At 65.1% G+C, this 12,481-nt stretch carries 17 protein-coding genes; 13 read left to right on the top strand and 4 right to left on the bottom strand.

Annotation, left to right across the window (positions count from 1 at the left end):
- Positions 1 to 74 precede the first annotated feature (74 nt).
- Complete coding sequence (locus ACIBCN_RS37740) at positions 75 to 605, top strand: hypothetical protein (protein WP_396996841.1); 531 nt, start codon at positions 75 to 77, stop codon at positions 603 to 605.
- Between the two features lie 224 nt (positions 606 to 829).
- Here the strand turns inward: ACIBCN_RS37740 and mihF are convergent, their stop codons facing one another.
- Entirely contained in the window at positions 830 to 1,144 is a 315-nt protein-coding gene (gene mihF, locus ACIBCN_RS37735) for an integration host factor, actinobacterial type (protein WP_029895202.1), read from the bottom strand.
- 529 nt (positions 1,145 to 1,673) lie between these two features.
- On the opposite strand from mihF, the gene ACIBCN_RS37730 reads away from it, so the two are divergent.
- The 6 genes from ACIBCN_RS37730 to ACIBCN_RS37705 all read left to right on the top strand — a co-directional run bounded on the left by ACIBCN_RS37730 (position 1,674) and on the right by ACIBCN_RS37705 (position 6,315).
- Positions 1,674 to 2,051, top strand: a complete 378-nt coding sequence (locus tag ACIBCN_RS37730; protein ID WP_396996839.1) for a nuclear transport factor 2 family protein — start codon at positions 1,674 to 1,676, stop codon at positions 2,049 to 2,051.
- 191 nt (positions 2,052 to 2,242) lie between these two features.
- A complete protein-coding gene (locus ACIBCN_RS37725; RefSeq protein WP_396996837.1) occupies positions 2,243 to 3,058 on the top strand; it encodes a hypothetical protein in 816 nt (271 codons plus the stop codon).
- A 161-nt stretch (positions 3,059 to 3,219) separates the two neighbouring features.
- A complete protein-coding gene (locus tag ACIBCN_RS37720) occupies positions 3,220 to 3,831 on the top strand; it encodes a DUF3558 domain-containing protein (RefSeq protein ID WP_396996835.1) in 612 nt (203 codons plus the stop codon).
- Positions 3,832 to 3,833: 2 nt separating this feature from the next.
- Complete coding sequence (locus ACIBCN_RS37715; protein WP_396996833.1) at positions 3,834 to 4,223, top strand: hypothetical protein; 390 nt, start codon at positions 3,834 to 3,836, stop codon at positions 4,221 to 4,223.
- Positions 4,220 to 5,533 carry a hypothetical protein gene (locus tag ACIBCN_RS37710; RefSeq protein WP_396996832.1) on the top strand — a complete coding sequence of 438 codons (1,314 nt, stop codon included), beginning with the start codon at positions 4,220 to 4,222 and terminating at the stop codon, positions 5,531 to 5,533. Before ACIBCN_RS37715 ends, ACIBCN_RS37710 begins: the two co-directional genes overlap by 4 nt.
- A gap of 2 nt (positions 5,534 to 5,535) precedes the next feature.
- The gene (locus tag ACIBCN_RS37705) at positions 5,536 to 6,315 is read left to right on the top strand and encodes an ESX secretion-associated protein EspG (protein WP_396996830.1); all 780 of its coding nucleotides are present in this window, start codon (positions 5,536 to 5,538) and stop codon (positions 6,313 to 6,315) included.
- 22 nt (positions 6,316 to 6,337) lie between these two features.
- Here the strand turns inward: ACIBCN_RS37705 and ACIBCN_RS37700 are convergent, their stop codons facing one another.
- Together ACIBCN_RS37700 and ACIBCN_RS37695 are read right to left on the bottom strand one after the other, a co-directional pair.
- A complete protein-coding gene (locus ACIBCN_RS37700; protein WP_396996829.1) occupies positions 6,338 to 6,784 on the bottom strand; it encodes a DUF4254 domain-containing protein in 447 nt (148 codons plus the stop codon).
- Positions 6,778 to 7,239: a DNA-directed RNA polymerase subunit beta gene (locus ACIBCN_RS37695; protein ID WP_396996827.1), complete on the bottom strand. Its 462-nt coding sequence runs from the start codon at positions 7,237 to 7,239 to the stop codon at positions 6,778 to 6,780. Before ACIBCN_RS37695 ends, ACIBCN_RS37700 begins: the two co-directional genes overlap by 7 nt.
- Before the next feature lie 245 nt (positions 7,240 to 7,484).
- Between ACIBCN_RS37695 and ACIBCN_RS37690 the strand changes: the two genes are divergently transcribed.
- Together ACIBCN_RS37690 and ACIBCN_RS37685 are read left to right on the top strand one after the other, a co-directional pair.
- Positions 7,485 to 8,363 (top strand): helix-turn-helix domain-containing protein, encoded by an 879-nt coding sequence (locus ACIBCN_RS37690; protein ID WP_396996826.1) that lies wholly within the window; start codon positions 7,485 to 7,487, stop codon positions 8,361 to 8,363.
- Entirely contained in the window at positions 8,360 to 8,572 is a 213-nt protein-coding gene (locus ACIBCN_RS37685; protein ID WP_396996825.1) for a DUF397 domain-containing protein, read from the top strand. Before ACIBCN_RS37690 ends, ACIBCN_RS37685 begins: the two co-directional genes overlap by 4 nt.
- Before the next feature lie 144 nt (positions 8,573 to 8,716).
- Here the strand turns inward: ACIBCN_RS37685 and ACIBCN_RS37680 are convergent, their stop codons facing one another.
- The gene (locus ACIBCN_RS37680) at positions 8,717 to 9,055 is read right to left on the bottom strand and encodes a MerR family transcriptional regulator (RefSeq protein WP_396996824.1); all 339 of its coding nucleotides are present in this window, start codon (positions 9,053 to 9,055) and stop codon (positions 8,717 to 8,719) included.
- A gap of 70 nt (positions 9,056 to 9,125) precedes the next feature.
- On the opposite strand from ACIBCN_RS37680, the gene ACIBCN_RS37675 reads away from it, so the two are divergent.
- The 4 genes from ACIBCN_RS37675 (at position 9,126) to ACIBCN_RS37660 (ending at position 12,450) form a co-directional block, all read left to right on the top strand.
- A complete protein-coding gene (locus tag ACIBCN_RS37675; protein ID WP_396996822.1) occupies positions 9,126 to 9,836 on the top strand; it encodes an SDR family oxidoreductase in 711 nt (236 codons plus the stop codon).
- 53 nt (positions 9,837 to 9,889) lie between these two features.
- A complete protein-coding gene (locus ACIBCN_RS37670; RefSeq protein WP_396996820.1) occupies positions 9,890 to 10,147 on the top strand; it encodes a nucleotidyltransferase domain-containing protein in 258 nt (85 codons plus the stop codon).
- Positions 10,148 to 10,329: 182 nt separating this feature from the next.
- Positions 10,330 to 10,719 carry an aminoglycoside adenylyltransferase domain-containing protein gene (locus ACIBCN_RS37665; protein WP_396996818.1) on the top strand — a complete coding sequence of 130 codons (390 nt, stop codon included), beginning with the start codon at positions 10,330 to 10,332 and terminating at the stop codon, positions 10,717 to 10,719.
- Positions 10,720 to 11,061: 342 nt separating this feature from the next.
- Complete coding sequence (locus ACIBCN_RS37660; RefSeq protein ID WP_396996816.1) at positions 11,062 to 12,450, top strand: prenyltransferase/squalene oxidase repeat-containing protein; 1,389 nt, start codon at positions 11,062 to 11,064, stop codon at positions 12,448 to 12,450.
- Positions 12,451 to 12,481 lie beyond the last annotated feature (31 nt).

Here is a 12,481-nt window from a genome sequence, read left to right as displayed (position 1 = left end):
CCTTGCCCGGACCGGGTGGCCGATTTACCGTGACAGCACGTAATCGGAGCAGTTCGGCGGGAACGGAGAGACCGATGCGGATTTCGGTGGAGGGCACGCAAGAGGGGTTACGCGTGCGGATGCGTTTCGAGCAGTACCGGCGCCGCTTGCTGATCACCCGAATAGTCTTGGCGGTCTTGGCCGTTCAGGGCGCCATCGTCGGGCTGTGGGCGACCATCGCGCCGCATTCCTGGTACACCAGCTTCCCCGGCTTCGGCATGCACTGGATCGCCGCCGACGGCCCATACAACCATCATCTCGCGGGCGACGTCGGCGCGTTCTTCCTGGCGCTCACCGCGGTCACCATCGCGGCGCTCGTCCTCAACAGCACCGCGGCGGCGCGCATCGCGGGCATCGGCTGGCTGGTCTTCAGCCTGCCGCATTTCGTCTACCACGCCTTCCATCAGCCCATGGACATGAGCGGCGTCAGTTTCGCGTTCAGTCTCGTCGCGGCCGCCCTGCTGATCGCCCTCGGTCTCGCCTGCGTAGTGCTGCCGCCGCGCGGCGACATTCCCATGTCGGATCCGGCACCGTTCAATGTGAAGTTCCCGCGTCGCCGGCGCTGAGCAAACGGCACGCATCCGGCTGCTGGCGCTCTTTCGCACCCCCTGCCGTGCCGACGCCAACGCCCCACAGCCCTTCGAGGCGCTGTGGGGCGTTTGCACTGTCTGTGCGGCTGGGGGCTGAGCTACGTGGTCAGGGCCGCGAGCAGGCGGTCCTTCGCGAGGCAAAGCCGCGCCACCGACGTGAGGTTTCGTTCCCCGGTTAGATCAACCGCGAATCTAGCTGGTCAGTCCTTCAGGGCGTCGAGCAGCGCCGCACGCTGACGTGCGCCGAGCCCGCCGATCCGACGATCCTCCGGGATCTCCGCCTGATCCATCAACTTGGCGGCCTTCACCGGTCCGACACCTGGCAGAGCCTTGATCACCGCGGCGACCTTGGTCTTCTTGACCAGCTCATCAGAGTCGGCCTTCTTCAGCAGGTCGGCGACCGAAACCTTGCCCGCCTTCACCTTGCCGATCAGTTCGGAGCGCGCCTTGCGGACCGCTGCCGCTTTGGCCAACGCTTCAGTGCGCTGCTCCGCGGTCATGGTAGGCAGTGCCATGTCTCCTCCGCTTCCACTCGTCACTCGAACATCTGGTTGACCGGACCGAGTAAACAGCACTTCACCGGCAGCGCAAGGCCGACACACCGGGACCGGTTCGGCGGAGTTAGCGATGAGTTTCCTGGCTCGGGGCCGACAAAAGCAGTAATCAGCGGGCAAAGCGGACCGAAACAACACCTGTTCCGCTGGACGGACCGGCGGTAACACCAAGCCGGGTCGAAGCGACAGAATTAACGAAAGCATCAGCGCGGATAAAGGTTCAACGGCGAACCACGGGAGACCAACGGCGATCTCCGGCACCGGGCGCGATCGAGTTTTCGGGTCGCCACCGTGTCCAAGCACGCGGATGCCGACAACAGCACAGCGCCTGCGGGGGCATTCCAACTTTCGGGGGGATTCCGCACGCCCGAGCCACTCGGACCGGGTCGTGGAGAGCGCAACGAGAGCGCGGAACCGATCCTTGACCGCCCCCGCGGCTGTGCTGCTACTGTGCCGAATTAGAACACGTTCCAATTCGACAGGAGTTCCGATGACCGAGCAGATCCGCGATGCGGTCGAGCAGTACGTCAAGCTGGTCGGCGCGGGGCCGACCGAGGCCATCGTCGAGCTCTACGCCTCCGACGCGACCGTCGAGGATCCCGTCGGCACCCCGGTCCGGCACGGGCACGCCGCCATCCGCGAGTTCTACGACGTGATCGGCGCGCTCGATCGGGACACCGAGTTGCAGGCCGACAGCGTCCGCGTGGCGGGCAACGAGGTCGCCTTCCAGTTCACCATCGTCACCCGGGTCGCCGGACAGCGCTTCACCCTGAGCCCCATCGATGTGATGGAATTCGACGACGCGGGCAAGATCACGCGCATGCGCGCCTACTGGAGCCAGGAAGACATGGCCACCAAGGCCGAGTGACTCGCCGGGGTTTTCGGCGCAGATAACGCTGGAGCGTGTCCTCGGCGCGCGGAATCGACTATGAAGAGTAGGTGTCGATGCCACCTGTCCGCTACCCTCGCAGCGAGCTACTACCCAGCTCCCGGTGATCGGGCAGCCCGGCATCTCCCGATTTGTCGAGTTCCGTTCAGCCCATCCACTTTTGGAGCAGCATGCCCGAGGAACACCCCTTCGACGAAGTCGCGCAGTTGGCAAGGCGGGTCGAGCGGGCCCGCGGTCGACTGGCCTACCAGTTCGATCCCGCGCTGACCGAGGCACTGGCCGAGGACGAGCTGGAAGCCGAACGTGAACTGGCCGAGCGCATCCGCACCCAGGACCGCGGGCAGCGCTGGAAATACGCCGAGGCCGTCTCCAACGCCGCCGACCGCGCCAGGCAGACCAAAGAGGCCATCGAGAAGGCCGACATCCGCGACCTGCTGATGGCACGCAAAGCCATTGCCGCACAGCGTCGCGAGTCCAGCCCGCACGCCCAGCTCGCCTCGCTGTACCGGCACCGCGCCTGGTCGCTGCGCGCGCTCGCGGGCGTGGTGATCGCGGGCATGCTGTGGTCGGCGGTCAACGTGCAGCACAACATCGCACCGGACGGCGTCACCGATCCGCTCTACTGGTTCAGTTACCTGGTCGAGGCGATGATCAGCGTCTGTCTGGTGATCATCATGATCGGCACCACCAAGCTCGCCGAATGGGGCGTGCTGAACAGCCGCACCCAGGTCGTCACCGCCGAAATCGTCTTGCTCGCGCTGACAATCGGCTTGAACACCTACCCGCATGTGCGCGACGCGCGATGGTTCGACGCGGGCGTGCACGCGGTAGCGCCGATGATGATCGGCGTCGCGCTGCTGACCCACAATGCGGCGAGCGCACGCTACAGCCAGGCGATCACCCGGGCCACCGAGCACATTCAGGACAACCCCGATCGCCCGCGGACGATGCATGACAGCACGTTGCTGGGGGCGCAGCGCGGGTAACACTGCCCGGCTCGCCAGGCGAGCTGCCGATCTGCTGCCAAATGAGCACGTGTTGTTGCGGCCCACGAGGGGTCAGCGGTACGGTTTGCCCAGGTAACGGGGGTGGGCACCGGGACACATCCACCTCTGACGGATCTCAGCACCGGCGATTAGGGGAACGGATGACCAGCAGGGGGAACAAGCTGCGCGGTATCGCCCTGGTAGTGGGTGTTGTGCTGGCGTTGGCGGGGTGTCAGAAGACGGACGGGACGCCCACGACGAGCGGGGTCGCGAGTGCGACCGGTGCGACGAGTGTGAGCGCGAAGCCGTCGGGGTCGAAGGATCCGGATGCGGGGATTTGGGATCCGTGTACGGCGCTGCCGGATGATGCGTTGCGGGCAGACGGCCTCAGCCCCGAGACGAAGAACAAGGACGTTGCAGGAGTCGACCCAACCGGCTGGAAGGTGTGCGGCTGGCGCTCCTCCGCTCGTTGGTACGACCTGTCGGTGATGTCATCGATCGTGACACTGCAGCAGTTCCACCAACGGACCGACTTCGAGGGATTCACGCAACTGACCGTCGCGGGGCGTCCCGCACTGCGCTACACGAACGTTGGCGACGACAAGCACCTCGATTGCGGTGTCGCAATGGACGTGACACAGGGGGCGACACACGGTTCGGTCCTTTTCGGTGTAACAACGCGGCTCTCGGTCGGCAGGCTTGGTGAACCTTGCGATGAAGCTCTTCGTCATGCCACAGATCTAGAGAAATTTCTGCCCAAGGGAGGGAGCTGACCGTGGCTGCTGAAGGTACCGCGGAGTGGCAGAGATTGCTGGACTCAGCAAACGCAGGCGAATTGCGGCTGAGTCCTGATGTCGGCAAGGACCTGGACGCCAAATGCCAGACTTACCTCGACGATCTAGATGACATCCGCACCTCGGCCTATCGGGTCCGGACAGTCGCCGGTTTCGGAACCATGCCGTCAGGCCCGATCCTCGAGACGAAGTTCCAGCAGAAGGCGAAGGGCGGGGACACCTCGGTCGATGCATCGCTTCAAACTCACATCGAAGAAGTCCAGCTCATGCGCCAAGTTTTCGCAAAGGCCATGGCGAACTACCAAACGGTCGATGAAAGCAACAGCCAGAAGATCGCGGCTATCAACGTCCCTGGGGAGGACGGCTCATGAGTCAGGACGACTACCAAACGCGGATCATCGCAGCTCAGCAGCAGTGGAATGACGATCGCACTGCTATCTACTCGCATCGCAGCAAGCTCGCACAGGAACTCGAGCAGGGCTACGACCCACCGTCGATCACGAACCCTGGCGAGGACCTGTTCGCGATCGAGACCGGCACGCTGCAGGATCTGATCAGCAAGGTCGACGCGATGAAACCCAGCCAGGCATGGGATGCCTCGCAGATGTGGCAGAACGTCAGCGCCACATTCAGGGAAAAGTCGCACGCGTTCGGCGATGCGATCAATGCGACCGTCGCCGGTGGCTGGAAAGGCGACGCCGCAAAAGCGGCAGTCGAGTCGGTCGGTCGCTATGTTGACCAGTCACAACAACTGACCCTTTCCACCGAACTCATCTCGGTGAAGCTGTCCGAGCTGTACACCGGCCTGCATCAAACCCAGACCCTGATGCCACGTGCCAGCGACAGCAGCCCCGATCTGCGTGGCAAGACCTTGCCCAGCGAGGGCGTCTTGAAAGTCGATGACCACAACCAAACTGAGGCAACTGCGGAAGCGCGGCGTGTGCTGCGGACGGTGTACTGGCAGGTCGCGAATCAGACCGACAACGGTGTTCCCGTGGTGCCCAATAGCCCCACCCTGGTGAACAATCCGAATCAGCCGGTCAGTCCTCCATCACCTTCGTCCAACTCCCCGAGCCCTTCCGGTACGGGTGATCAGTCGAAGCAGGAGAACTCGGCTTCGCCCGAGGGCAAGACCGGGGACCAGACTGGGGATAAGTCCGGGGATCCGGCGAAGGATCAGAACCCTGCCACTCAGGCGGCCAGCGATAACTCGCAGAACAATCCCGCCGGCACTACACCGCAATCCACCACCCAGGCAAACAATCCCACGTCGAACCAGAACACCACGCCGGCCAGCACGACGAACTCGAACGCACCCGGCACAACGCCGGGGGTGACTCCCCGCAGCACCACGCCGGGCAGCCCGACGACAACTCGTTCGCCTGGCAGCCCTGGAAGTCCCGGCAGCCCAAGCACTCCCGGCACGCCGGCCCCGGGCCGCAGCATCCCCGGTGGACCGCAACAGCCCGGAACGGTGGCTCCGCTGGCGGCTCGCGCCGGCACCAGCACCGGTGCCGCGGGGCGCCCCGGCATGGGTGGCATGCCGTTGGGTGGTGCGGGCGGCAAGAAGGACGACGACGAAGGTACGCATCAGACGAAGGATTACCTGATCGGGGACTGGTCGGAGGAGTTGCTCGGCCAGCCGAACAAGGCCGTGCCGCCGGTGATCGGGGAAGACTGAGCGTGCGCGGTTGGCGATTCACCGGCCAGGAGTTCGATATCCTCTGGTCGGCTTACGGGCGCGACCGGCTGCCCTATCCGCTGGCGTTCCGACCGACCACCGCGGTCGATTGGGATGACCTTGTGCGGCAACGGGAAGCGGCGGTTCAGGCACTGCTCCCCCAGTATTCCGAGAACCTGGAACTTGCCTTGTCGACGTTGCTGGAGCCCGAAACCCGCATCGAATCCAAGGGTTTCGGCGGCTCCGGGCTGGCTGCGGTGTTCCGATTCCACGGCGCGGTCCGAAATGGCTCCGGCGCCACCCTCATCCAGCTACCCGGCACCGCCGAGGACACCGGCGGCGACGTGATCATGGGTTTGTGGGCGCCGAACGAGGTGGCCGCCGCTGCGGTGGCCGCACTACCGAAAGCGCAGGCGGGCACACATGCCGCGGTCAGTTTCCGCAGGGATGAGATCGCCGCCGACCGGCAGCGCTACAGCCGCCGCGCGAACGAGGTCAGCATCAACGATCAGCTCAACCGCATGTTCAAACGCGACCGCACCGCCGTCGGCGAGATCACCGTATTCCCAGGCCCCGCAATAGATTCCAGGCCGACCAACGATGGCCGCGGCTTCCTCTGGACCGACTACGCCGACGACGGCCGCTACTACATCAAGTCAGGCGACCCCATCGTCGCCACCCCCATGAGCCCCACCTCGATGACCAATGAGATAGCTCGCCTCCTCGACCTCACCCGTCGCTACTACCGCATGGAAAACGAGCAGACCAAAGCCACGTGGTGAACACCGAGGGCATGCTGTCGCACTACGGTCCGCCGGGCAAACGCCTGCGCCCGGCGCATACCTCAGAAGCCAAATCGTCGTAGCCGATGGCCAATTCGGCGAGCTGCTCCCACGCGTCGCCAAGTTCCCATTGCGATGCGCTGGCCAGCGCCGCGAAGGCACAGGCGGTAAATCGAGCAAGACGGTCGATCACGGCGCCGAGGGTTTCGGTATGGATGTGTGCGGCACCGTGCGAAGGTGGCAGTTGCAGGGTGATCCAGCGGTCGATGTCACGGACCAAACCTGCACGCCGCGAATCAATGTCATCGATATGCATGCGGTCGGCGATGGTATCCCGGGAAGCGCACAACCGTTGCTCGTGCAGGTCGGTCAACTCGCGCGCGAGCCGCAGTAGTGGATGATCCGCCGCCAGTTCTCCCCGACAGGCTTGCAGCAGTTGGTGTTTCGGCGGCAGTGGATCGGTCAGCACAGGGGGCCTCTCGTGGTACAGGAGCGCAGTGCGGCGAGAACGATCCGACCGGACGGGCGGAAGGTGTCGCGCGGGGTGACTATCCAGTGCCGGTGGCCGGTGCGGGTGTCGCTGGGTGCGGGCAAGGCGATCTCGGCGCCGGGCGGGACAAGGGTGACGTTGAGGCGGAACAGTTCCGCGAACAAGGTCATGTCGTTCGGCAGGTCGGGGCGGCAGAGGAAGGTCCAGCGTCGGGATCTGAGATGGGAAATGATGGGGCCGAGGGGGATTCGGTGCTGCAGCAGATCGTCGCGGACGCGCTGACCGAGCGGGGCCGGCATGGTGATCGCGCCGACCATGCCCACTCGCACGATGATCCGGCCCGCCTCGGGGTGGATGCCCGCGGGTAGACCGCAGGTGCGCCGGTAGTAGGTGCAGCGCGAAGCTGGTGTGTCCGCGAACATCAGGTTGTCCATGAGAAGCCTCGACTCGCATCGTCGGTTCTGGGGTGCGCCCGGCGGATAACGAAGCTGCTAGGTTTGCTGTGGACTCCCTGCCGCTGCACCGGGCGCACATCAACAAAACACCTGCCAGGGCGGTGATGTGTGCGGCTTCGGGCGGCCCGAATGAAGTCACCCGAATCCCCAGCAAACCTCCCGTGGCAGTTGCCATGATCTACCCGATGCGGGTCGAGTGACCCGCCCGAAGTGGGGAGGACTTCATGCCGGACACCGGATCTACCCTGCCGCGCAGGCAACTCGGCCGGTATCTGACGGAATGGCGCAGTCGCGCGGGGATGAGTCAGCAGCGAGCCGCCGAGTTATTGGAGATCGGTTCGAGCAGCCTGCAACGTCTGGAACGCGGCTTGAACGGCCGAGTACAGGTGCGCGAAATTCAAGCGGCCTGCGATGTGTACGGCATTCCCGCCGCCGAATCTGAGATTTTGATCGCGCTTGCCCGCCAGGCGAATGTGAAAACGTGGTGGTATCAAGCTGGCGACCAGGTTCCGATTCACTTTGACGGTTACGTGAGATTGGAGGCTTCGGCAGTCGAGTTGCGTTCCTACCAACCAGAACTCGTACCGGGCCTGCTCCAGACCACCGACTACACTCGCGGCTTGCTCAGCGCCCATCCGCAAGACGACGTGACCGAGCGCGAACGCTGGATTCAGCTTAAGCAGCAACGGCAGGTCAACGTAACGCGCAAACAGCGGCCGCTAGCTCTCTTCACCGTGGTTTCGGAGGCAGCGCTGCGCAGAGTGGCAGGCAATCGGCAGGTGATGGCAGCGCAGCTACGGCACCTTGCCGACATGTCCACCCGCCCAAATGTCAGCCTCCGAGTCCTCCCCTTCAGCGCGGGGTTTCCGCGTGGTGTGGCGGGTGGGCCCTTCGTGATTCTGAACTTCGGAACCACAGCCGCTGGCGTACCCACCGAGCCAACAGTGGTCTACCTGGAGGGGCCAATCGTCGATATGTATCTCGAAGAACCCAATGATGTACAGCGGTACCATGATTTGTACGCCGCCATCGAGCACGCTGCGTTGGATGCCGTTGAGAGCAGAAACTTGCTCAGGCAGATAGCGAGGGAGCACACAGCATGACCGTCCCGCTAACTGGAGCCTGCTGGATCAAGAGCAGCCGCAGCGAAGGGGCCAATGAGTGCGTAGAGGTCGCGTTCCTCGATAACGGTCTGATCGGAGTCCGAGACTCCAAGGACCCCAACGGTTCCGCACTGCTCTTCACCCACGGCGACTGGGATGCCTTCACCGCCAGGGTCCTCGACGGACAGTTCAACCGCCCACACTCCTGAACATAAGGAATGCAGGTCCTCAGAACTCGCGGCGGAATCTCAAAGTGTTTGAGATTCCGCTCCTCCGTCGACCAATTGGCGCAACTCCACCAGTTACGTTCCAGGGCAGCAGGTTCCGAGTTGGCGAGCCAGTGCACCGAGGTCTCACCGTGGGGCGATGGTGATGAGCTGCTCGAGTCGGTGCAGGGCGTGGGTCATGGTATCGATGTGGTGCGCGAGGCGGTCGCGCTCACCCAGCAGTTCGTCGCGTTGAGCGGAAGTGCTGTGGCCGGTGTCCATGCACGGCAGCAGCTTGGCGATGGTGCGGCTGCTGAGTCCGGCGGCGTAGAACTGCCGGAAGATGCGTACCCGCTCGACCGCTTCCTCGGGGTAGACGCGCTGGCCGGAGGCGGTGCGCTCGGGGACAAGTAGCTGCTGTTCTTCGTAGTACCGCAGGGCGCGCACACTGACGCCGGTACGGTCTGCGAGTTCGCCAATGCGCATGTGATCTGGCACCCTTTCCCGCCCGCCGGGCTTGCCTCTCACACCGACGTGAGGTTTTAGCGTAGCCCTCATGGAAATCAAGAACTCGATTGCCCTCGTCACCGGCGCCAATCGCGGCATCGGACGACGCTTCGTCACCGAATTGCAGCGCCGGGGCGCACGCAAAATCTATGCGGCGGCCCGGCATCCGGAGGAAGTCGACATGGCCGGAGTCGTGCCGATCCGGCTGGACGTCACCGACGACGCGTCGGTCGCCGCGGCGGCGGCAGTGGCCGATGACGTGACGCTGCTGATCAACAACGCTGGTGTGTCGACGTTCGCGAGGCTGGTGGACGGTGCGCTGCCGGATATCCGAAAAGAGATGGAGACCAACTACTTCGGCACCTTGCGGATGGTCCGTGCCTTCGCGCCGGTGCTGGCGGCCGGTGGCGGCGGGGCAGTACTCAATGTGTTGTCGGTGATGGCATGGATGGCCTATGAGCATTCCAACAGCTACTCCGCCTCCAAGGCCGCGGCCTGGGCCTTGACCAACGGCATCCGGATCGAGCTCGCCGACCAGCGCACCCAGGTCACCGCGCTGGCCATGGCCAGTGTGGACACCGACATGATGGCCACCATCGACACCGGCAAGACCGATCCCGCGCTGATCGCGCGCCGGGCACTCGACGGTCTACAGGCAGGCGCACTCGAGGTGCTGGCCGATGAACAGACCGCGGCATGGAAAGCACGCCTCGGCGAAGACCCGGCACTCCTCTATCCGCAGCTAGCGACTCCGCGATAAGCGCGGCGTGCAGCCCGGCACCCGATCGACCCGATTCCGGCAGACTCGCATTCATGTCGCTTCCCGCTATCGTCGAAGACACCGTCGAGACTTATCTGGCCTCGGTCGATGCCGAGGCGCCCGGCTTGATCGAAGGTCTGTACCTGGAAGGGTCGTTGGCGCTCAACGATTTCCGTCCGGATGCCAGTGACATCGACTTCGTCGCGGTCACCGCGAACCGCCGGGCAGCACGGAGCTCGGCGCGCTCGAACGGGTACACGCCGGGCTGCACGAACGGCGCCGCCGCCCGTTTTTCGACGGGATCTACCTGACCTGGAACGACCTTGCCGCAGGACCGCAAGCGACTGGCGGGCGACCAGCAAGCAACGGCGGGCGACTGAAACCCTATGACGGCCAGCATAATCCGGTCACCTGGCACACCCTGGCCGAGCACGGTGTCACACTGCGCGGACCGGCTGCCGCCGACCTCGACGTCTGGACCGATCCCGTCGCGTTGGTCGCCTGGCAGAACACCAATCTCGACGAATTCTGGGCTGCCGGACTGACTCGCGCCGCCCCGCTGCTCAGCAAAGACGGCCTGTTCCTCCTCACCGATTACGCCACCGTCTGGACCGTCACAGGCATCGCGCGCCTGCACTACACCATCGCCACCGGTGCCATCACCTCGAAGGACGGCGCGGGCCGCCACGCACTGGAGTCATTTCCCGACCGCTGGCACCGCATCGTCGATGAGGCGCTGCGGCTGCGGCGCAACAATTCTCGCCGATCGCTCTATCGGAGCCGACGCGCCCGTCGACGCGACATCCTCGCCTTCGGCCACACGGCGATCGCCGATGCCCACCGAATCTTCCACAGCCGCCCCGAGACTCCGCATACCGCGTGACGAGACGAATTTGCGCGGGTGCGGCCGCCATGCCTGGAATATGGTCTCGGGCAGGCTAATTGCGATTAGCCGAGAGTTGACTGCTCCCGCGCCGCAAGATCGTCATTTCGACGTGTCTGTTCCGATTCCGGAGAGACGATGTGGAGGTACCCCGACCTCGGACACCGGAAAGACAGCCACATGCGATTAGCGACACCCACTCGAGCCCAGGCGAGCTGGTCGCCTGGGCTCTTCCCGTCGGCCCTCGCCTCCGCAACCGCGCGCCTGCGGTCCCATCTGATAGCGCGCGTCGGTCCCGACGGCGCGGTCCGTGACCCCTGTCGCAGCCGGATTCTGGAGTCGGTGCTGGCGCTGAACCTGTTGGAGCGGACCGGTCTACAGCCCCAACGGCGGAGCCGCCTCACCGATTATCTGCGCGCCCAGGCCACGACCGATCCGCTGGACCGGATCCTCGTCGACCTTGCCCTCACCGCGACAGCAGGTCCTACTGCGGGGCTGGCCGAGGTGTTCCTTGCTCGAGCGCCCGGCTTCACCGGCGCGCGCAAACACGCCATGTTCGATGCGATCTTCGCCCTGTACGGCCGCTTACCCCCTCACCCGCTCGACCCGGGCGCCTTCGACCTGACGGGCTTGCACAGCTGGGCCAGGGTGCAGGTCACCGCCGTGAAGATAGTTCTCGCCGACGCCGCGGGCAGTCACGACCACATCAGCGACGAGGACGTGCGGATACTGCTGGAAACCCAACGCCAGGGCCAGGTTTGGGAGAGCAACGTCCTCATTCATCTGTGGGCACTGCACGCCCTGCACCGCCTCCCGCACACCGAAGACGTGGTGGTTGAGGGGCTGACCAAAGCCATGGCCCATCAGCGCGAAGACGGTGGGATGCCGTTCGTCGGCGACACCGACACCTGGTGCACCGCCACCGCCGGCGTCGCACTCGCCGCCGCCTCCGCACCGCGCGATATCCTGCACGCCGTCGCCGCGCACCTGCAGTCCCAGCAGCAGCCCGGCGGCGGCTGGTCCTACACCGACCTGGCCTACCAAACCGACGTCGATGACACCTCGGTCGCCATCCAGTTCCTGGGCGCACTCGACACCGTCCGGTACCGCGAACCGATCCGCCGGGGAGAGAAGTCACTGCTGGCGGTCCGCAACCCCGACGGCGGATTCCCCACCTATATCGCCGGGGCAGAGTCGGAAGCCTGCATGACCGCCGCCGCGGTAGACGCGCTCACCCCGCGGTGGAAACGACACCACGACACCATCGCCGCCGGGCTCGAGTTCCTGGCCGACCAGCAACGCGAGGACGGGTCCTTCCCGCCGGACTGGTCGAGCAGCCGCCTGCACACGGTGTTCCGCGCGTTGCTCGCCGCCACCCGCAACCCCGGCCACCAGCCCGCCTACCTGCGGCAGATGACCAAACGGATCATGGCCCTGGTGCTGGACGGGCAGAACACCGACGGCGGCTGGGGGCAGCAACACCGGGAACCCAGCGACCCGATCAGTACCGCCTACGCCCTCATCGCCGTGTGCCGCCAGAACGACCCGGCGCCGGCCGAGCGCGCGGTGACCTATCTACTGGCCCACCAGCGCGACGACGGCAGCATCGCCGCCATCCCCGACTCGATCGGTCCGCGACCGCTGCGATTCACCATTCCGATCCTCGCCGACATCTTCACGCTGCTGGCCCTCGGCCACCTCTCCCACCGCATCGCCGCGAGTGTTCCTTGAGGGCCCGCCGCCCACACGGGGCTGAGCCCGG

This window comes from Nocardia sp. NPDC051052, from assembly GCF_044456045.1.
Classification (GTDB): domain Bacteria; phylum Actinomycetota; class Actinomycetes; order Mycobacteriales; family Mycobacteriaceae; genus Nocardia.
Note: the sequence above shows the minus strand (reverse complement) of the source record. Positions and strands in the feature narration are given on the sequence as shown.